General features: G+C 37.7%; 21 protein-coding genes and 1 pseudogene. 4 read left to right on the forward strand and 18 right to left on the reverse strand.

From position 1 onward, the window contains the following. From dnaB to SK637_RS09525, 6 genes are all read right to left on the reverse strand, one after another. Positions 1-1,353 carry a replicative DNA helicase gene (dnaB, locus tag SK637_RS09500; RefSeq protein ID WP_033689570.1) on the reverse strand — a complete coding sequence of 451 codons (1,353 nt, stop codon included), beginning with the start codon at positions 1,351-1,353 and terminating at the stop codon, positions 1-3. Positions 1,354-1,396: 43 nt separating this feature from the next. Further along, a complete protein-coding gene (gene rplI / locus SK637_RS09505) occupies positions 1,397-1,849 on the reverse strand; it encodes a 50S ribosomal protein L9 (protein ID WP_000864214.1) in 453 nt (150 codons plus the stop codon). Beyond that, a complete protein-coding gene (locus SK637_RS09510) occupies positions 1,846-3,819 on the reverse strand; it encodes a DHH family phosphoesterase (RefSeq protein WP_033689571.1) in 1,974 nt (657 codons plus the stop codon). The genes rplI and SK637_RS09510 overlap by 4 nt, the downstream gene beginning before the upstream one ends. A gap of 135 nt (positions 3,820-3,954) precedes the next feature. Then, positions 3,955-4,503, reverse strand: coding sequence for a ribosome hibernation-promoting factor, HPF/YfiA family (hpf, locus tag SK637_RS09515; protein ID WP_000599100.1), 549 nt, complete (start codon positions 4,501-4,503; stop codon positions 3,955-3,957). 79 nt (positions 4,504-4,582) lie between these two features. Then, positions 4,583-5,245 (reverse strand): ComF family protein, encoded by a 663-nt coding sequence (locus tag SK637_RS09520; RefSeq protein ID WP_033689572.1) that lies wholly within the window; start codon positions 5,243-5,245, stop codon positions 4,583-4,585. Continuing rightward, a complete protein-coding gene (locus tag SK637_RS09525; RefSeq protein ID WP_033689573.1) occupies positions 5,242-6,540 on the reverse strand; it encodes an ATP-dependent helicase ComFA in 1,299 nt (432 codons plus the stop codon). Before SK637_RS09525 ends, SK637_RS09520 begins: the two co-directional genes overlap by 4 nt. A gap of 56 nt (positions 6,541-6,596) precedes the next feature. Between SK637_RS09525 and SK637_RS09530 the strand changes: the two genes are divergently transcribed. The 3 genes and pseudogenes from SK637_RS09530 to cysK all read left to right on the forward strand — a co-directional run bounded on the left by SK637_RS09530 (position 6,597) and on the right by cysK (position 8,444). After that, complete coding sequence (locus SK637_RS09530) at positions 6,597-7,232, forward strand: YigZ family protein (protein ID WP_033689575.1); 636 nt, start codon at positions 6,597-6,599, stop codon at positions 7,230-7,232. Between the two features lie 93 nt (positions 7,233-7,325). Beyond that, a pseudogene (locus SK637_RS10210) lies at positions 7,326-7,421 on the forward strand (PH domain-containing protein); the annotation flags it as partial. Positions 7,422-7,517: 96 nt separating this feature from the next. Beyond that, positions 7,518-8,444 (forward strand): cysteine synthase A, encoded by a 927-nt coding sequence (gene cysK / locus SK637_RS09540; RefSeq protein WP_000029885.1) that lies wholly within the window; start codon positions 7,518-7,520, stop codon positions 8,442-8,444. A 120-nt stretch (positions 8,445-8,564) separates the two neighbouring features. On the opposite strand, the gene tsf is transcribed toward cysK, so the two are convergent. From tsf to yfmF, 12 genes are all read right to left on the reverse strand, one after another. Next, on the reverse strand, positions 8,565-9,605 hold the full coding sequence (gene tsf / locus SK637_RS09545) for a translation elongation factor Ts (RefSeq protein ID WP_033689577.1): 1,041 nt from the start codon (positions 9,603-9,605) through the stop codon (positions 8,565-8,567). 78 nt (positions 9,606-9,683) lie between these two features. Beyond that, complete coding sequence (rpsB, locus tag SK637_RS09550) at positions 9,684-10,463, reverse strand: 30S ribosomal protein S2 (RefSeq protein ID WP_000268459.1); 780 nt, start codon at positions 10,461-10,463, stop codon at positions 9,684-9,686. Between the two features lie 224 nt (positions 10,464-10,687). Further along, the gene (pcsB, locus tag SK637_RS09555) at positions 10,688-11,935 is read right to left on the reverse strand and encodes a peptidoglycan hydrolase PcsB (RefSeq protein WP_000727024.1); all 1,248 of its coding nucleotides are present in this window, start codon (positions 11,933-11,935) and stop codon (positions 10,688-10,690) included. Positions 11,936-12,028: 93 nt separating this feature from the next. Then, positions 12,029-12,523, reverse strand: a complete 495-nt coding sequence (gene mreD / locus SK637_RS09560; protein ID WP_033689579.1) for a rod shape-determining protein MreD — start codon at positions 12,521-12,523, stop codon at positions 12,029-12,031. Continuing rightward, on the reverse strand, positions 12,523-13,341 hold the full coding sequence (gene mreC, locus SK637_RS09565; protein WP_001078993.1) for a rod shape-determining protein MreC: 819 nt from the start codon (positions 13,339-13,341) through the stop codon (positions 12,523-12,525). Before mreC ends, mreD begins: the two co-directional genes overlap by 1 nt. Before the next feature lie 58 nt (positions 13,342-13,399). Next, the gene (locus SK637_RS09570; protein ID WP_033689582.1) at positions 13,400-14,194 is read right to left on the reverse strand and encodes an energy-coupling factor transporter transmembrane component T family protein; all 795 of its coding nucleotides are present in this window, start codon (positions 14,192-14,194) and stop codon (positions 13,400-13,402) included. Continuing rightward, positions 14,187-15,026 (reverse strand): energy-coupling factor transporter ATPase, encoded by an 840-nt coding sequence (locus SK637_RS09575; RefSeq protein WP_033689583.1) that lies wholly within the window; start codon positions 15,024-15,026, stop codon positions 14,187-14,189. The genes SK637_RS09570 and SK637_RS09575 overlap by 8 nt, the downstream gene beginning before the upstream one ends. Then, on the reverse strand, positions 15,011-15,838 hold the full coding sequence (locus tag SK637_RS09580) for an energy-coupling factor ABC transporter ATP-binding protein (protein ID WP_033689585.1): 828 nt from the start codon (positions 15,836-15,838) through the stop codon (positions 15,011-15,013). The genes SK637_RS09575 and SK637_RS09580 overlap by 16 nt, the downstream gene beginning before the upstream one ends. Further along, positions 15,835-16,380: a CDP-diacylglycerol--glycerol-3-phosphate 3-phosphatidyltransferase gene (gene pgsA / locus SK637_RS09585; RefSeq protein ID WP_033689587.1), complete on the reverse strand. Its 546-nt coding sequence runs from the start codon at positions 16,378-16,380 to the stop codon at positions 15,835-15,837. The genes SK637_RS09580 and pgsA overlap by 4 nt, the downstream gene beginning before the upstream one ends. Positions 16,381-16,390: 10 nt before the next feature. After that, on the reverse strand, positions 16,391-17,221 hold the full coding sequence (gene rodZ, locus SK637_RS09590; protein WP_033689589.1) for a cytoskeleton protein RodZ: 831 nt from the start codon (positions 17,219-17,221) through the stop codon (positions 16,391-16,393). Positions 17,222-17,262: 41 nt separating this feature from the next. Next, on the reverse strand, positions 17,263-18,546 hold the full coding sequence (yfmH, locus tag SK637_RS09595; protein ID WP_033689591.1) for an EF-P 5-aminopentanol modification-associated protein YfmH: 1,284 nt from the start codon (positions 18,544-18,546) through the stop codon (positions 17,263-17,265). After that, complete coding sequence (gene yfmF, locus SK637_RS09600) at positions 18,543-19,793, reverse strand: EF-P 5-aminopentanol modification-associated protein YfmF (RefSeq protein ID WP_033689593.1); 1,251 nt, start codon at positions 19,791-19,793, stop codon at positions 18,543-18,545. Before yfmF ends, yfmH begins: the two co-directional genes overlap by 4 nt. Before the next feature lie 158 nt (positions 19,794-19,951). Between yfmF and yaaA the strand changes: the two genes are divergently transcribed. Continuing rightward, complete coding sequence (gene yaaA, locus SK637_RS09605) at positions 19,952-20,320, forward strand: S4 domain-containing protein YaaA (protein WP_033689596.1); 369 nt, start codon at positions 19,952-19,954, stop codon at positions 20,318-20,320.

Below are 20,320 nucleotides of genomic sequence, written 5' to 3' on the forward strand. Positions count from 1 at the left end.
TTATGCCTCCCTCTTTGAGATACTTGAAAATTTATTGTATTCTTTTTGGAAAATTAATTCCACCGTTCCACGAGCTCCACTACGGTTTTTCTCGATAATAACTTCTACCTTATTATTTGGTATGCCTTCCTCTTCTTCACCACCACGCTCATAGTAATCGTCGCGATAAAGAAAGGCTACGATATCAGCGTCCTGCTCAATAGATCCAGATTCACGAATATCAGACAAGACCGGTCTCTTATCCTGACGTTGTTCTACACCACGAGAAAGCTGACTGAGAGCGATTACTGGAACCCTCAGTTCCTTAGCTAAAATTTTCAACTGACGTGAAATTTCCGAAACCTCTTGTTGACGATTTTCCCGACCAGTTCCCGAGATAAGCTGCAAATAGTCTATTAAAATCAAACCAAGATTTCCAGTTTCTTGAGCCAGTTTACGAGAACGAGAACGAATCTCTGTAATTCGAATCCCTGGCGTATCATCGATATAGATACTTGCATTAGCTAGATTCCCTTGAGCAATGGTATATTTTTGCCACTCCTCATCTGTCAATTGCCCTGTACGGATAGAATGTGATTCCACCAAGCCTTCTGCAGCTAGCATACGATCCACTAGACTTTCCGCACCCATTTCGAGTGAAAAAATAGCAACCGTTTTGTCCAACTTAGTCCCAATATTCTGAGCAATATTCAATGCAAAGGCTGTCTTACCAACCGCCGGACGGGCTGCTAGGATAATCAACTCCTCCTCATGAAGTCCAGTCGTCATATGATCCAAGTCACGGTAGCCTGTCGCAATACCTGTAATATCGGTCGTTTGTTGCGAGCGAGCTTCCAGATTTCCAAAGTTGATATTCAACACATCTCGAATGTTCTTAAATCCACTTCGATTAGCATTTTCGCTGACATCAATCAGACCTTTTTCTGCCTGAGCAATGATTTCATCAGCTGGTTGCGAAGCCTCGTAAGCTTGATTGACAGACTCTGTCAACTTGGAGATTAATCGCCGTAACATAGCCTTTTCTGCAACGATTTTAGCATAATACTCCGCATTAGCAGAAGTTGGCACAGAATTGACAATCTCAACTAGGTAAGACAGGCCACCAATATTCTGTAAATCACCTTGATTATCAAGAATGGTACGAACCGTTGTTGCATCGATAGCATCGCCACGATCGGATAAATCGACCATAGCTTGGAAAATCAAACGATGGGCATACTTAAAAAAGTCCCGAGATTCAATATATTCTCGTACAAAAACAAGCTTACTCTCGTCAATAAAGATAGCCCCCAAAACGGATTGTTCAGCTAAGATATCTTGAGGTTGTACTCGTAACTCTTCTACTTCTGCCATCAGACTTCCCTTCCTTTTACAATCTTGTCAAGAAGGTGTAAATTTATCCTTCTTTCACACGAAGATTGATTACACTTGTGATATCTTGATAGATTTTCACTGGCACATCAATCAAACCAACCGCTCGAATCGGAGCTTGTACTTGAATATGACGTTTATCAATCTTAATTCCAAATTGCTTTTGCAATTCTTCTGCAATTTTCTTATTGGTAATAGAACCAAAAGTACGGCCATCTGGACCAACCTTTTCAACAAATTCTACAACAGTTTCTTCTGCTTCAAGTTGGGCTTTAATTGCTTTTGCTTCTGCAATCATCTCAGCGTGAGCTTTCTCTTCAGATTTTTGTTTACCACGAAGTTCACCTACAGCTTGAGCAGTTGCTTCTTTGGCTAGATTCTTTTTGATAAGAAAGTTTTGTGCATACCCTGTTGGTACTTCCTTAATTTCGCCTTTTTTACCTTTTCCTTTAACATCTGCTAAAAAGATTACTTTCATTCTTCTTTCTCCTTTTCCTTTATTTCATTTAATACAATTTCTGTCAGTTTTTCACCTGCTTCTGACAAGGTTGAATCCTTAATTTGAGCTGCTGCCAAATTAAAGTGGCCTCCACCTCCCAGCTCTTCCATGATCCGTTGTACATTCAGCTTACTACGACTGCGAGCTGAGATAGAGATAAATCCTTGTACATTTTTCGCAAGAACAAAACTCGCTTCAATACCTGACATAGCTAACATGGCATCTGCTGCCTTACTAATAACAACTGTATCATAGCATTTGGAGTCCTGAGCCTCTGCTATCAATACATCTGAACCTAATTTACGCCCCTGTAAAATCAGTTCATTGACCTCACGATATTCTTCAAAATCTGTCGCAGCCATTTCCTGAATAGCAATACTATCACTTCCGCGCGTTCTGAGATAGCTAGCAACATCAAATGTCCTACTAGTCACTCGTGATGTGAAATTTTTAGTATCCAACATCATACCAGCCATTAAAACACTTGCTTGCATACGACTCAAACGATTTTTCTTAGAATTCTGGAACTGAATCAATTCCGTTACCAACTCACTGGCACTGCTTGCACCACTTTCGATATAAGTAATAACCGCATTATCTGGAAAATCCTGATCCCGTCTGTGGTGGTCGATGACGATGGTTTGGGTAAATAAATCATAAAAATCTTTTGATAAAGTTAAAGCTGTCTTTGAATGGTCTACAAGAATCAACAAAGAACGATTGGTCACCATCCCCATTGCGTCCTTAACAGACAACAACTTTGTAACTCCTTCTTTTTCTAAGAATGAAACAGCTCGTTCAATATCCGGCGACATTTGTTCTTCGTCATAAATAGCATAGCTATTTTCAGTCACATTGCTGGCAAACAACTGCATACCTACAGCAGAGCCAAGAGCATCCATATCTAGATTTTTGTGACCAATTACAAAAACCTGATCCACACTTCGAATCTTATCTGAAATAGCCGTCATCATAGCACGCGTACGAGTCCGTGTACGTTTAATTGAGGCAGCAGATCCACCACCAAAATAAACTGGATTTTTCGTTTCGTCGTTTTCCTTGACAACCACCTGGTCCCCACCACGCACTTCAGCCAAGTTCAAGTTAAGCAATGCAACTTTCCCTATCTCATCATGATTTCCATCACCATAAGAAAATCCCATACTTAAGGTCAAGGGCAACTGTCTCTGTTTGGACTCTTCTCTGAAAGAATCAATAACAGAAAATTTATCGTTCATCAATCCCTCAAGCACCGTGTAGTCCGTAAATAGATAAAAGCGATCCATACTCACTCGACGGGAGAACATGGCATGCTTCCCAGCAAATTCTGAAACAAAATTGGCTACAAAACTATTAATATGACTGATATCAGACTCCGATGTTTCATCTTCTAAGTCATCATAGTTGTCAACGGAGACAATCCCAATAACAGGTCGACTTGTCACTAACTCAACAGTCGCTTCGTATTCTCCAGACACATCAAAGAAGTAAAGAACTCCAGATACCTTGTCCATATGAACCGAATAGCGAGTCTCACCCAAGGTTGCATAAGAACCTGGATTCCCCACAGACGCCTTTATAATTGTTTGAATTAATGTAACATCAATCTCGCCCACTTCATTAGTCAAAATCAATTCAGCGTAGGGATTGAACCATTCAACTTCACCTGACGATAAGTCTAGTTTAATAACTCCGACAGGCATCTGTTCTAACAAGGTTGTCAAACTATCTTCAGCTTGGTGGTTTACATACTGAATTTGTTCTACTTCACTCCTTGAGTAGTACTCTCTTTGATGAATGAATAATAAAATATATGAACCCAAAATAAGTAGCAAAAGAAATAGCGTTACCAGTGTATTCGTTACAAAAACAAGTTGCACAGATAGCACTCCGAACGCCACTATTCCTAATATTAAGGGGAAAATAGGACTTACATAAAATTTTTTCATTCCAAACCTCTTGGCACCCATTATACCATAATAACCACTAAAAAGCGACTTTTTAAAAGTGTAATCAGTAATTCTATCAATTATAAGAAAAAGGAGGTTTACAATTCAGTAAACCTTCCTTTACACATATTGAAATTAAGATTCTTTAACTTCTAACAAACCAATTTCGCCATCTTCACGACGATAAATCACATTAGTTGTTTGATCTTCAACATCTACATAGATAAAGAAATCATGTCCCAACAAATCCATCTGTAGAATAGCTTCTTCCAAATCCATTGGTTTTAAATCAATTTGTTTTGAACGAACAACTCTAGACTGGACAACATTTGGATCTTCTACCAAAGCATCTGTAAATAATTGACTAGTTGCTACCTTGTTTTTATTTTTACGCTCGATTTTTGTTTTATTTTTACGAATCTGACGTTCAATTTTATCGGTTACAAGGTCAATTGAACCATACATATCTTGAGACACATCTTCTGCACGAAGAGTAATTGAGCCAAGCGGAATCGTCACCTCCACTTTAGCTGTTTTTTCACGATACACCTTCAAGTTAACTCGAGCATCCAACTCTTGTTCAGCTTGAAAATACTTTTCGATCTTTTCGAGTTTAGAAACTACATAATCACGAATTGCTTCTGTTACTTCTAGGTTTTCACCACGGATACTATATTTAATCATATGAGTACCTTCTTTCTAAACATTTTTGTTTTTCTGATTTCATTATAACGCTTTCATTTTATTTTTGCAAATTTTTTCCTCATCTTACAAGGGAAAATGTTTTTACATCCTCAGCACCAGCCTCTTCCAATAGTTTCTTCACACGATTTATAGTTGTTCCAGTAGTATAAATGTCATCTATAAGTAAGATTTTTTTAGGAATAGTAACTCCACTTTTAATAAAGAAAGGAAGTTCTGTTGCCAAGCGTTCTGAACGACTTTTAGAATAACTAGCTCTCTCTTCTCTCTTATCCAGTAAGTCTTGAAAAGAGAACCCTGCTACTTCAACTAAACCTTCAACCTGGTTAAATCCCCTCTCGAGCAATCTTTCAGGACTTAGGGGAATTACAACAAATTGATACTCTTTGTACTTTTTTAACTCCTCACTTAAAAATGAAGCGAACACTTTTCTTAAAAGGAAGTCTCCATCAAACTTATACCGACTGAAAAAATCCTTCATAGCTTGATTGTAAGTAAAAATCGCTCTATGACTCACCTCAACTCCTTTTTTACACCAAAATTGACAGTCTTGACACTTCGTTAACAAACCTGTTTTCATACAGTTTGGACAGTACTCTTCTCCAATCCTCTCAAAAGTAGAGTCACAGTCTGAACAAAGACAAGAGTCATCATTCTTCAGAAGTAAGAGACTACTAAAAGTTAAAATAGTCTTCATAGTCTGCCCACACAACAAGCACTTCATAGCCCCGCCTCCTTATTCATCTGCTGAATTTCCTTAATTGCCTTCTTGATTGAAGCATTTAACCCATCATGGAAAAAAAGCAAATCTCCTGTTGGTCTATCCATGCTTCGTCCAACTCGTCCACCAATCTGAATCAAGCTAGACTTGGTAAAAAGGCGATGATTGGCCTCTACTACGAAAACATCCACACAAGGGAAAGTAACTCCGCGCTCCAATATCGTCGTACTGATAAGTATTGTCAATTTTCCATCTCTAAAAGCTTGTACCTGCTCTAATCGATCTTCTGTGATAGAAGATACAAAGCCAATTTTCTCATGCGGAAATTGCTCCTGTAAGATTTCTTTTAACTGCTCCCCTTTCTTAATTTCTGAAGCAAAAATGAGTAATGGATAAGCTGTCTTTCTCTGCTTCTCAATATAAGACTTTAGCTTTGGTGACAACCGACTTTTCTCTAAACAGTGATTAAAATCGGATAACCAGACAGGTTTAGGAATAATCAAAGGATTTCCATGAAATCGTCTTGGCAAACTCAATAGTTTTAATTCTCCGATGCGAACCTTCCTATCTAACTCATCGGTAGAAGTCGCTGTTAAAAAGATTCTCAAGCCATTCTCCTTTACACTATTCTTGACAGCATGGTAAAGCGTGGGATTGTCAACATAAGGAAAGGCATCTACTTCATCCACTATCAGCAAATCAAAAGCTTGATAAAACTTCAATAACTGATGGGTCGTCGCAACAACTAGTGGTGTTCGAAAATACGGCTCTGATTCTCCGTGTAGTAAAGATATCTTGCAAGCAAAATCCTGTTGCAGGCGCTTGTACAGCTCCAAACAAACATCTATGCGAGGACTAGCCAAACAAACTGCACCACCCCTATTAATCACCTTAGCCACAACTTGATAAATCATTTCTGTCTTTCCAGCCCCTGTCACCGCATGAACTAAAGTTGGCTCTTGCTTGTCTACTGCTTGAATCAGTCCCTCTGATACCTTCTCTTGAAAAGGAGTTAATTGACCACGCCATTTAAGAACATCTTGTTTCGAAAAATCCTCCTGCGGAAAATAGTATAAAGCTTGATCACTCCTGACTCGCTTCATCAGTAAACACTCCCTACAATAGTAAGCACCGATGGGCAAATACCATTCATCTAAAATAGCACTATCACAACGTTGACAGAAAAGTTTCCCTTTCTCCTTTCTCATTGCTGGAAGTTTCTCCGCCAACTGATGTTCCTCTTTAGTTAATTCATTCTCAGTAAACAAACGACCGAGATAATTTGGATTTACTTTCATACTTCTTTATTCGTAAAAACCTAGCGCTTTAGATGATTTTTTAGTACAATTAAATCATGGAATTTAGAACAATTATAGAGGACGGACAAGTCCAAGAAGAAATCAAAAAATCCCGCTTTATCTGTCATGCCAAGCGTGTTTATAGCGAAGAAGAGGCTCGTGACTTCATTACTGCCATCAAGAAAGAGCACTACAAAGCTACGCATAACTGCTCTGCCTTCATTATTGGGGAACGTAGTGAAATCAAACGGACAAGTGATGATGGTGAGCCTAGTGGTACTGCTGGCGTTCCCATGCTTGGGGTACTAGAAAATCACAATCTCACCAATGTCTGTGTGGTCGTGACACGCTACTTTGGTGGTATTAAACTAGGCGCTGGAGGACTGATTCGTGCTTACGCCGGCAGTGTCGCCTTAGCTGTCAAAGAAATTGGCATCATTGAAATAAAAGAACAAGCTGGCATTGCTATTCAAATGTCTTACGCTCAGTACCAAGAATACAGTAACTTCCTTAAAGAACATGATCTCATGGAACTGGATACAAACTTTACAGATCAAGTCTATACGATGATTTATGTTGATAAAGAAGAAACAGAAAATATTAAAGCTGCACTTGTAGAGTTTTTTAATGGAAAAGTCACTTTAACTGATCAAGGTTTACGAGAAGTTGAAGTTCCTGTAAACTTAGTGTAAATAATAGATAATGCAGTGTTTCACTGACATTCTCACCACTACTTTAATTAGCAAAATAAAAAGATGCTTGCCCAGACCCACTAGAAAATGAAGCAATTCAAAAAGAAAACAGATATCGTTCCACTTTACACCTATTTACTAGAATTAGCTTATCACAATCGCTTGAAAATTAACTGCTTAGACCTATGATATAAAAAAATCCTATCACTTCGATAGGATTTCTATATTTTACAAATGGTATAGATAGCGTTATACTAGAAATATCTTATACAAAGAGGTATTCATATGTCTATTTATAACAACATTACTGAATTAATCGGTCAAACTCCGATTGTTAAACTCAACAACATCGTGCCAGAAGGGGCTGCAGACGTCTATGTAAAACTTGAAGCATTCAACCCTGGTTCTTCTGTAAAAGATCGTATTGCTCTTAGCATGATTGAAAAAGCTGAACAAGACGGTATTCTGAAACCAGGTTCTACAATTGTTGAAGCAACAAGTGGAAACACTGGTATTGGACTTTCATGGGTAGGTGCTGCTAAAGGATATAAAGTTGTCATCGTTATGCCTGAAACTATGAGTGTAGAACGACGTAAGATTATCCAAGCTTATGGAGCTGAACTCGTCCTAACTCCTGGTAGCGAAGGAATGAAAGGTGCTATTGCTAAAGCTCAAGAAATCGCTGCTGAACGTGATGGTTTCCTTCCTCTTCAATTTGACAATCCAGCTAATCCAGAAGTACACGAAAGAACAACAGGAGCTGAGATATTAGCTGCTTTCGGTAAAGATGGATTAGATGCCTTTGTTGCTGGAGTTGGTACTGGTGGAACGATTTCTGGTGTTTCTCATGCACTCAAATCAGCAAATTCAAGCATTCAAGTTTTTGCAGTAGAGGCAGACGAATCTGCTATTCTATCTGGTGAAAAACCTGGACCACACAAAATTCAAGGTATCTCAGCTGGATTTATTCCTGATACACTGGATACAAAGGCTTATGATGGTATCGTTCGTGTAACATCAGACGATGCACTAGCACTCGGCCGTGAAATTGGTGGAAAAGAAGGATTCCTTGTAGGTATCTCTTCAGCTGCAGCTATCTACGGAGCCATCGAGGTTGCCAAAAAATTAGGTACAGGTAAAAAAGTTCTTGCTCTAGCACCAGATAACGGTGAACGTTATCTCTCTACAGCACTCTATGAATTTGAAGTGTAGTCTCCTAAATACACTTAGCCCTTATTATAGGGCTTTTTATTTATACCTTAAAAATAGGAACATCTCCCTATAAAAAGCGACTGCATAGAAAAAGGAAGCAATTTGGCTTCCTTTTTCTTATTAGTTATTCAAGGCTGCTGCCATTGTAGCTGCAACTTCAGCTTCGAAGTCATTTGCAGCTTTTTCGATACCTTCACCAACTTCAAAGCGAGCGAACTCAACTACTGAAGCGTTAACTGATTCAAGGTATGCTTCAACTGTTTTGCTGTCATCCATGATGTATACTTGTGCAAGAAGTGTGTAAGCTTGGTCAACTTTAGTGTTGTCAAGCATGAAGCGATCCATTTTACCTGGGATGATTTTGTCCCAGATTTTTTCTGGTTTACCTTCTGCAGCCAATTCAGCTTTGACGTCAGCTTCAGCTTGCGCAATCACTTCATCAGTCAATTGAGCTTTTGATCCATACTTCAAGTGTGGAAGAGCTGGTTTGTTAACCATTGCACGACTTTCATTGTCTTGGTCGATTACGTGGTTCAATTGTGCCAACTCATCTTTAACGAATTGCTCATCCAATTCTTTGTAAGAAAGAACTGTTGGTTTCATCGCTGCGATGTGCATTGACAATTGTTTAGCAAGTGCTTCGTCTCCACCTTCAACAACTGAAATAACACCGATACGTCCACCGTTATGTTGGTATGCTCCAAAGTGTTGTGCATCTGTTTTTTCAATCAATGCAAAGCGACGGAATGAGATTTTTTCTCCGATAGTTGCTGTTGCAGATACATATGCAGCTTCAAGAGTTTCACCTGAAGGCATTGTCAAAGCAAGTGCTTCTTCATTATTAGCAGGTTTTCCTTCAGCAATAACTTTAGCTGTAGTATTTACCAATTCAACGAATTGAGCATTTTTCGCAACGAAGTCAGTTTCAGCGTTTACTTCAATAACTGCAGCAACATTACCGTTAACATAAACACCAGTCAAACCTTCTGCAGCAACACGGTCAGCTTTCTTAGCTGCCTTAGCCATACCCTTTTCACGAAGCAATTCAATCGCTTTTTCGATGTCACCGTCTGTTTCTACAAGCGCTTTTTTAGCGTCCATAACTCCGGCACCAGATTTTTCACGCAACTCTTTTACAAGTTTAGCTGTAATTTCTGCCATTTTGATTCTCCTATATTTTTTGAAAATAGGAGAGCCGGGCTAAGCCCTGCCCTCCTAGGTAATTACTATTTATATGAATTAAGCGTTGTCGCCTTCTACAACTTCAACGATTTCTTCAATTGAATCTGCTTGAGCTTCAGAAGCTGCAAATTCTGCTTCAACTGCTGCTGCATCTTCACCTTGACGTCCTTCGATGATAGCGTCAGCTAATTTAGCTGTGATCAATTTAACAGCGCGGATAGCATCATCGTTAGCCGGGATGATTACATCGATATCATCTGGATCAGTATTTGTGTCAACCATCGCTACAACTGGGATTCCCAATTTTTTAGCTTCTTTAACAGCGATTTGCTCTTTATGTGGATCAACTACGTACATCACATCTGGGATACGAGGCATATCTTCGATACCACCCAAGAATTTTTCAAGACGTGCACGTTGTTTGTTAAGAAGTGCAACTTCTTTCTTAGGAAGAACTTCAAAAGTTCCATCTTCTTCCATACGTTTGATTTCTTTCAAACGAGCGATACGTTTTTGGATTGTTCCCCAGTTTGTAAGAGTTCCACCCAACCAACGGTGGTTGATGAAGTATTGACCTGAACGTACTGCTTCTTCAGCAACTGCATCAGCTGCTTGTTTCTTAGTACCAACGAACAATACAACTGCATCGTTAGCTGCTGCATCACGCATAAAATCGTAAGCTTGGTCAGCATATTTTACAGTTTGTTGTAAGTCGATAACGTGAATGCCGTTACGCTCAGTGAAGATGTACTTAGCCATCTTAGGGTTCCAGCGACGAGTTTGGTGACCAAAGTGTACACCAGCCTCAAGAAGTTGTTTCATTGAAATTACTGCCATGAGTATTTCTCCTTTTTGTTTTTTCCTCTTCTTGACTTCAACTCGCAAAACGACCCAAGGGCAACTGTTTCACAATTCATCAAGAATGAGTATTATCGTTCATACGACAAGTTCCATTTTACCATACTTTTTCAATATTTTCAAGCTATTTTAGTAGATTTTTAAAATAAGTTAACTATATAAATCATAAAAGAGACTCCAATCGAGCCTCTTCGTTTTATTCATTAGTTTGGATAGATATATGTTACAAAACCTTCTGAAGTTGTAGTAGGATTGAACCAACCACGTTTATTTCCGATTGTACGATTTCCACCATAGTTTGATTCAGATACTTGGATACTTGTTGATGATGACACAGCTGTAACTACGGCTACGTGTCCATATCCACCATCATTCCAACATGCAATCGCACCAACTTGAGGTGTAGATCCTGTACGGAATCCTGCAGCTGCTGCACTTGTAGCCCACTGTGCTCCATTACCCCAGTAGTCTCCAGCCCAAGGTGCCAATGTCTTAGCTCCCCATGTACACTCTCCTGTTGGATAACTTGAAGCATTTGTACTGTATGTTGGGCGATGTTTTACTGGTGCAGGAGTGTAGCTTGTTGATTCTGTTGAAGCACTGCTTGAAGATGATTCAGACGAACTTGACTCAGATGAACTTGATGAAGAAGTAGTAGATACTGCTTGAACCTGTGCTGTAAAAGTTGTATTTCCAGAAGCAACTACTGTTTGTTGTTGACTTGCTTGTTTAGCTTTATAAGCTGCTTCTGCTTCTGCAGCTGCTTTAGCTTCTGCTTCTGCTGCAGCTTTTTTCTCAAGTAAACTTGCTTTTTCATCCTCTGCAGTAGCCTTTTCAGCAGCAAGATTCAATTCTGCAGCTTTTAACTCAGCTTGTTTTGTAGTTAATGATTGAGCATCATCAGCTAGTTTTTGCTGATTTGCAATAACTGTATTAATTGCATCATTGTTTGCTACTTGTTTTTCAGAAATAGCTTTTTTATCTGCTTTTTGTTGTTCCAACATTTTGTTGTTTGCAGATACGATTTCACTCATTGCAGCAACACGTGAAATAGCTTCTGTAATTGATTTTGAGTTTACAATTGTATTAATGTAATTTGTTGCAGCTCCATTTGTTTGAGCACTACGAGCTTGTTTTTGCAATGAATCATTGCGAGATACAATATTCTTAGAAAGTTCTGTAATTTCACCCTCAAGCTTTTTAGATTCTGCTTGTAGTCTATCATTTTCAGATTGCAAGTTTGATTGCTCTGTTTGAATAGCAGACACTTGCTCCTGAACTTGATCAACTTGTTTTTGGGCTTCTTGTTGTTGTGCTGTTAAGTTACTAATTTTATTATCTTGAGCAGCAATTTTGTCATCAGTAGTTTCTGCATGCGCAGTTGTTAAAACAGCTACTTGAGAAACCATTACTGTACTTAGTAAAAGTGACGCTAAGATTTTTTTCTTCATATTTCGTAGATACTCCTTCTTTTAAAGACATTACTAGTATACCAAAAAAAGGCCTAATGAATATTACGCCTTTGTTACATTTTTATTTCTTTCTTATAGATAAAATTTTTCAAAAATAAACTGAAAGATAATCATCCATATAAGATTCAAAATCATTGATGGTACTAAACTATAGACTATAAACAAAGACATACTATCCACAGTTAAACCTACCACTATTGCAAGTATATAAGCTCCCATCTCAAATAGAAAAGTCATGACAATAATTGCCAACATTCTCGTCCAACGATTCAATAAGATAACGCTATTAAATTTATGGAGAAATGCCCCCAATAAGACGAACAACAAAGTCGCAATCCCTATCAAGTGGAAAAAGTAAATGTCATAAACCAAACCCACTACAAAACAATAAGCTAAATAGAAATACTCTGATACTTCAATCGTCTCAAATAAGAGAAACAAAAATAGAAAATGACTGGCTAACTGTACATGGGGAAAAAATGAACCCAAAAGCTGGCTAATATGGGCATCAATTAGAACAAAGAAAGGAAGCAATAAAAATACTCCAACTCGCTTCAACTGTCTCATTATGAATTCCCCACTAATTCTATCACACTCACATTATGAGTATCTGCACTTAATTTAACAGTTACTTCTCGTGTCAAGTAGTCCGTACTATGCGTTGTGGCAACCACTTCACCAACAGGAATATCAGCAACGTTAAAGTTTCCTAATCCACCAGTGGTCACCTTATCTCCTGCACTAATATCGCTACTACTATTTAATTGACTAATTTTTAGAACTTCATTTTCCTTGTCATAGCCAACGATAATCCCATAAATTGTAGTAGAACCATGTTGAATTTTAACAGAAATCTTATCAGCATTTTCTGTATTTGTCAGAAGGTTGACCATGGTAGAGTTCTCCTCTACTTTTGAGACACTCCCAATCAAGCCACCATTTGCAATTGCTAACATATTCTCAGAAGCCCCTTTTGATTTGCCTGCATCTAAGGTCAATTCCTGTTTCCAAGATACTGGAGAACGCATAATAACATCCGCTGCTAAAGTCTTTGTAGCTTGCAACTTGGACTTCATATCAAGCAATTGGCGCAGTTGTTCATTTTCCATCTTTAAACTTTCCGCCTCATTTGATTTAACTTCTAATTGGTAAATCTGTTTCTTCAAACTTTCATTTTCATTATAAGTTCGTGTCAAATGAGCCAGATCTGATTTGACAGAATCAAACCACTGAAAAGGTTTTTGAACAACCCTATCAACCAATGAGATTCCATCTCCTAATCTTGTCACAATTGTACTTGAATAAGTCGTCGCTAAGAGAGCTGAGACAAGCAGAACAGTGACAAAAACAATAATGACATATTTTGATTTTTTAAAACGGTTCATATCCCTACCTTTATATCAAAAACTGTTACAGTAACTTTTTATCAATTCCTGAAAGCTACTAAGATTTTAAGAAAAATAAGCAACAACCAAGTATGATAATAACAAGAATGGTCAGCGTATCCTTTTGAGTCCATTTCAATTGTCGGTATTGACTTCTGCCTTTTCCCCCCTGATAACCACGCGCTTCCATAGCGATAGCCAAGGAATCCGCACGTTTTAAACTTGTTGCAAAAAGAGGAATCAAAATGGGAATCATCGCCTTCACCTTTTGAACAATGCTTCCTTCACCAAAATCCACTCCACGCGCTTTCTGTGCATTCATAATCCGCGTCGTATCATCCATTAAGGTCGGAACAAAACGCAAACTCATAGATAGCATTAAGCCAATTTCATGAACTGGAACTTTCACACGCTTTAAAGGCGCTAATAAAGCTTCTACAGCTGATGCCAAACTTAAGGGCATGGTCGTTAAGGTTAACAAAGTTGAAAAGAAAATAATCAATACAAAGCGACAAAAGATAATTCCAGCTTGTTGCAAAGCATAATCCGTGATTCTCACAAACGAAAACTCAAATAAAACATTCCCATTAGAAATGAAAAACAATTGAAAAATAGTTGTGAAGGCAATCAAGAAAAACATAGATTTCAAGCCCTGAATAAAGAATGAAAGAGATACTCCTGACAAGGCAATAAATATCCCTGTCGCTATAAAAAGAATTAGATTCGTCAAGGGATTATTAGCCCAAAAAACGATTAAAATCAGTAGCATCATAGCCAGTAATTTGCTACGTGGATCCAATCGGTGAACAATCGAATCTCCTGGGATATAACGCCCCAAAATCATACTATCCATTTAGCGACTCCTTGAACTCCTCTATCTTAATCGGTAATCGTTTAAATGACACGCCCCTATCAGCCAATCGTTTACAAAAGGCTGTAATTTTAGGTACTCCCAACTGCACTTCTTCCATAAAGACAACATCTTGAAAGACATCACTTGGTTTACCACCCTTAACTAAACGTCCCTTTTCCATCACATAGACTTGATTCGCATATTCAGCCACATCATCCATCAAATGCGTTACCAAAACAATGGTCATCCCTGACTGGTGGAGTTTTTTGAACAAGTTCATCAACTCTTTTCTCCCTAGAGGATCTAGGCCAGCTGCTGGCTCATCTAAGACTAATATAGCTGGCTCCATGGCAAGTATGCCTGCAATGGCCACACGTCTCATTTGTCCACCTGATAGCTCAAACGGACTGCGATCAAAAAGTGATTCATCAATTCCAACCAAAGCCAGTTTCTCACGCGCAATCTGCTCCGCATCTTCTTCAGAAACTCCAAAATTTTGCGGTCCAAAAGCAACGTCTTTCAAAACCGTTTCTTCAAAAATCTGATTTTCAGCAAACTGAAATACCAAGCCAACCTGTTTTCTAATTTGACGAATGTCTTTATTTTTAGAAGTCGAAGTGATTAAGGTATCAAAAACTCGCACACTCCCTTGGCTTGGCACCAATAAACCATTTAAGAGTTGTAAAATAGTTGATTTACCACTACCTGTGTGGCCAATTAAAGCCGTATAAGAACCATCTTCAATCGTCAAAGAAACATCTGACAAAGCTGTTGAAGCTAAGGGAGTCCCTTCTTGATACGTAAAACTCACATTTTCTAGAGCAATTCCCATAGCTTATCCTCTAGCTCACTTTCTGTCAAATAATTTTCAGGTAAATCATAGCCATTCTGACTCAGAGAATGTTTTAATTGATTAGCAAAAGGATCGTCTAATCCAATTTGATCTAAATCATTTCGAGAGAAAAGTTCTCTTGGACTGCTGGTTGATTCAATTTCCCCTTTTTTCATGACCAATACACGATCACTCATGGCAACTTCTTCCAAATCATGTGTAATGGAAATGACCGTCATATCATAGTCTTTCCGAATTCCTTTTACTGTCTCAATCAGTTCTCTACGTCCCTCAGGATCCAACATACTCGTTGCTTCATCTAGGATTAAAATAGCTGGTCTTAGGGCTACAACACCTGCAATAGCCACACGTTGCTTTTGACCACCTGATAGACGCGCTGGTTCTCTTTTTTTAAAGTCCAACATGCCAACCAAATCCAGAGCTTCTTCCACTCTCTTTTTCATTTCTTGACGAGAAAGTCCCTGATTTTCCAAACCAAAGGCAACATCATCTTCAACAGTCGCTCCAACAAATTGATTGTCTGGATTTTGAAAAACCATACCGATTTGACGACGTATATTCCAAACATTTTCCTCAGTCAGCCGTTGGCCATCAATTACAATCTCTCCGGATTCTGCTTCCAGTAAGCCATCAATTAAGCGAACCGTCGTTGATTTACCACTACCATTATGCCCTACAATCGAAAGCCATTCTCCACGTTTCACGTGAAACGTAATATCCTTCACATCGTAATATTCCTGACTTTCCTTATAGCAAAAAGAAAGATTTTTTACATTAATTATTGATTTCATTTCGAACCAAATGTCCCTTTAAATACATAGGCACTACCCTTAAAATAATCATAGCCAGAGTAGATAGTGAAAAACAAGGCTACATAAAGTAGAACTTGACCAAACAAAGTCCAATGTAATAGCAAGAAAATAATGGCAAACATCTGACTAAAAGTTTTAATTTTTCCAGGCATTGCTGCTGCTAAAACTGTTCCACCAGTTTCAACCAATAAAAGCCTTAAACCTGTCACAGCCAATTCACGACAGATGATCACTGCAACAATCCAAGCTGGAGCCATTCCTAACTCAATCAGCATAATAAAAGCCGACATAACTAGTAGCTTATCCGCCATAGGATCTGCAAATTTACCAAAATTACTAACCACATTCCATTTACGAGCTAAATATCCATCTAAATAGTCTGTAATACTGGCAATAGCAAAGATAATAGCTGCTAGCATATGACTCTCTATCGAATTTCCTACTGTTAAAATAAAGATAAAAATAGGTATAAAGAGAATTCGACCTATTGTTAAGAGATTTGGAATTTGTTCTTTTTTCATTCGTTTTTCCTTAATTTTTAGTAAAGGTTACAGCGATTTTTCCAGTCTGAGCTGTTAATTTCGATAAATCAACAGTCTGATTGTCTACTGTTAAGGCAACACCTTTGACAACACCTAAAGTAATGGTCACAGGATTTTTAGTTGAAACGGTTGTTTCCGCACTTTTATTATCCGGTGATAAAGTCACACCACCCTCAAGATCACTTTCTGAAACACTAACCCAACTTCTAGCATCTGACACTGATAATTGCAATTTTGCAGTTTCCTTGCTCGTTTTATAAGCAACTTCTACTCTATTTCCTTCACCTGATACCGTTATAGCTGGTTCAATATTAGAAGAACTACTTGATGAACTACTACTAGTTGAAGATGGAGTTGCAAAACTAGTCGAGCTTGTTGCTTGGACCACACTATAACTAGACGCAGATGAACGCTCCGGTTGAGTCTGGAGATAATTCCAAACATAATAAGTCACAAAAATGACAATCGATAGTGCAAAGAGTATAAAATAAAATAAAGGTAAAAATGATGTCCTATTTTTCTTACTTGAACGTCTCCTACCTGTCAACTCCTCTTCATCAACATCTACTTCCTCATAAGTAATCATGCTCCCAGAATCATAAGCATCCAAAACAATTCGCTCATCAAGTTCAACTGCCCACGCATACTTCCTCAAAAAAGAACGAGTATAAAATGGACTAGGAAGTTGATCAAAATCATCAGCTTCCATTGCCTCCAACATATCCAACTGAATTTCTGTTTTTTTGTGTAATTCTTCTAAAGTCAACCCTTGGTTGGTTCTAGCTAAACGTAAAACCTCACCAATTGTTTTTTTCCTCATACTTGTCATTCCTTCTTTCTAGTGTCTATTATGATAGGTTGCTACGATGGAAATATTGTAAAATCAACTATGTCACCATCATCTATTAAATGGTGTCCAGCATCAAGGACATCCTCTAAAGTAATTTCCTGTAAAATTTTCGGCAAATCGAAAATTGTCTCACCTTGTCCAAAAGCATCATACTGCGTTGCAATAAATTCAAGAGAGTTCATGCTACTAAAAAATTCTCCAAACATCTCTCTTTTGATAATATCTAAATGATCCTCTGTAATATCTAAATCCTTTGTAAATTTACGAATAGCCTTCCTAAACTGATGAGATAAAGCAACTGGCTCTTTTGTATCCATTGTCAACATGACAAAATGAAAGCGACTTGTTACTTCAATTTCAAGAGATAGGGAAGCATCTATTTTACCTGATTCATATAACTTTTGAAAACGATCCGAAGTCCAACCAAACATCATTGCAAACAATAATTTTAATAAAATATGATGTCGATAGCAATCCGCCTCAGCAACTTCACGATTACCTCTAATTCCAATCGCTAGTTTGGGAGAAGATACTTCCATTCTCATACTGTCTGTTTGCTTTACATCTTTTAAAACAAACTTTTCTCTTGCTACTTCCTTAACATCTAAACCTTCCAGTTCTTTTCTTTCAAAGTAGTCCTGTACTTGATCCACATCAAAATTACCAACTAAAAACAGAGACATGTTTACAGGTTTGTAAAATCTTGTAAAATTTTCTTGCAAATTAGTTAGATTTATTTGGGAAATGGACTCCTCACTGCCAACTATATCAGTTGCTAAAGGTGTGCCTGGATACAAATTCGCTAAAGTTGAAAAGAATAAACACGAATCTGGATCATCTTGATACATTTCTCGTTCTTGCTGAATAATATCCTGCTCTCTTAAAATGGAATCTTCAGTAAAATGTGCTGATGTTACCAATTCATCAAGTAAGTCTACATTCTCTAAGAGATAATCCGTTGCTGAAAAAAGATAGTTTGTTTTTGTAAAACTTGTAAAGGCATTACTATCTGCACCTAGACTCGTAAAAGCCGACATCAAATCGCTAGAATCTTCTCTCTCAAATAATTTATGTTCAAGAAAATGAGCAATTCCCGCAGGATATTGTTTTACATCTCCGTCAACTTCTGTGACAAGCGTATCTACCGAACCAAACTGAACAGTGACACTCCCGTAAACCTCTTTAAATTCCTTTTTAGGCAAAAGAGCAACTGTCAATCCATTGGCCAAACGAGTTCGATAAACCATTTCTTTTACAGCTGGATAGTATTTTTCTTCAAAAACAACCTTTGTCATTCTATTCCTTCCATAAAGTAAATCGCCTGTAGTTTCACATTATTAGCTGCTCTACAAATAGCATCTTTGTCAACTTGCTCGAGTTTTGCAATCCAACCTTTAAAGTCTGCTGAAGATTTTCCAAGTAAGGCATTTTGATAAGCACGTTCAATCAATGAACTTTGATTATCTTGAGAAAGTAACAAAGACCGACGAATCATTTCCTTGGTCTGCTCTAGCTCAAGCTCTGTAAAATATCCTTTTTTTAAATCAAGCAGTTGATTATTCATCATTTTACGAGCCTGGTTCCGATTTTCTCGATCAATACCAGCATACATCCTCAAGAACCCACTAAATAAATCGAGCTGACTGGAAATGGTATAAGCTAATCCAGCATTTTCACGGACATTTGTAAAGAGTTTAGAGTGAGCAAATCCACCAAGTAAACCATTCATTACAATCATGGGTAAATGTTGCTCATCACCATATTCAGAAGGGCAATGATAACCTAATTCCAAAATAGATTGTCCCACATTTTTCCGAACCATACCTTCTTGTAGTATATTGGAATAAGGTTGACAATACTGAACCTTCACATCTCCTTTTCGACCTTTAAAGGCAAATGATTCTAATACATTTTGAATTTCAACCTCATTAAAATCACCTAGGAAAAAGAAATCTATTCGATCATTGGTCAAAAATTCTTGGAAACAAGAATAAGAACTCTGTGGAGTTTCAGCTAAAATACGATTTCGTAAATCACTGTATTCCAATCTGAGACGTTCATCATGAAAAAAGAGTTTATCTAGTTCTTTATGTGCGAAATAAAAAGAATCATCCATATCAGCTGCTAAATTTGCTAGCAATTGCTTTTTCTCAATTTCAAATAAGGACGGATCAAATCCATTATCAACTAGTATGGGTGAAAAAAGAGTTTCTTTTACAAGTTCCAAAACCTTAGAAGTTAGAACATTTTTCCTACTTAAAAACTCATCACGAACATAGGTAAATGTCAATTCTACAATGTGACTTTGTCCTCTTCTGAAACAATTGGTTGACATATCTGTACCGTATAGACTGGCCAAATGTCTTCTCAAATTTTGAGAAGTGGGATACATCTGATTAGCAGTCTCTAGCATACTCGCACTCAACATGCGACCTGCAATCGTATCAAGGGATAATGGAGCGGTAAAACGCACGGTGATTTTGTTCGTTTTAAACTTTTTTGATTGGATAAAATGTGTTGAAATTCCATGCACTAACTCCATGATTTACCTCCTCATATACAGACTTTTATTATATCACGAAAACCTGAAATTTTCTTGTTCTCTGTAACATTTTTGAAATAAAAATCGCTTACATTTCTCCCTGTTTCTCTCACTATTTTTAGGAAAATATGGTATAATACCAAAGATTGAGGTGAATTATGGAATACAAATTATTTGAAGAATTTATTACCCTCCAAGCACTACTCAAAGAACTTGGAATTACACATAGCGGAGGAGCTATCAAATCATTTCTCTCTGAACATTCTGTATACTTTAATGGGGAATTAGAGAATCGTCGTGGTAAAAAACTTCGTATTGGCGATAAAGTTGACATACCTGACATGAACATTGACATCTTATTGACACAACCTACTTCTGAAGAACAAGAGGAATACCAAGCTGATAAAGTTGAAAAAGAACGGATTGCTAAACTTGTCAAAGAGATGAATAAGGGAGTTAAAAAAGACAAATCTAAACCTACTTCATCACCTAAAAGCAAACAAGCTCCACGATTCCCTGGTAGATAA

It is taken from the genome of Streptococcus mitis, assembly GCF_000722765.2.
GTDB classification, from domain to species: Bacteria; Bacillota; Bacilli; order Lactobacillales; family Streptococcaceae; genus Streptococcus; species Streptococcus mitis_AQ.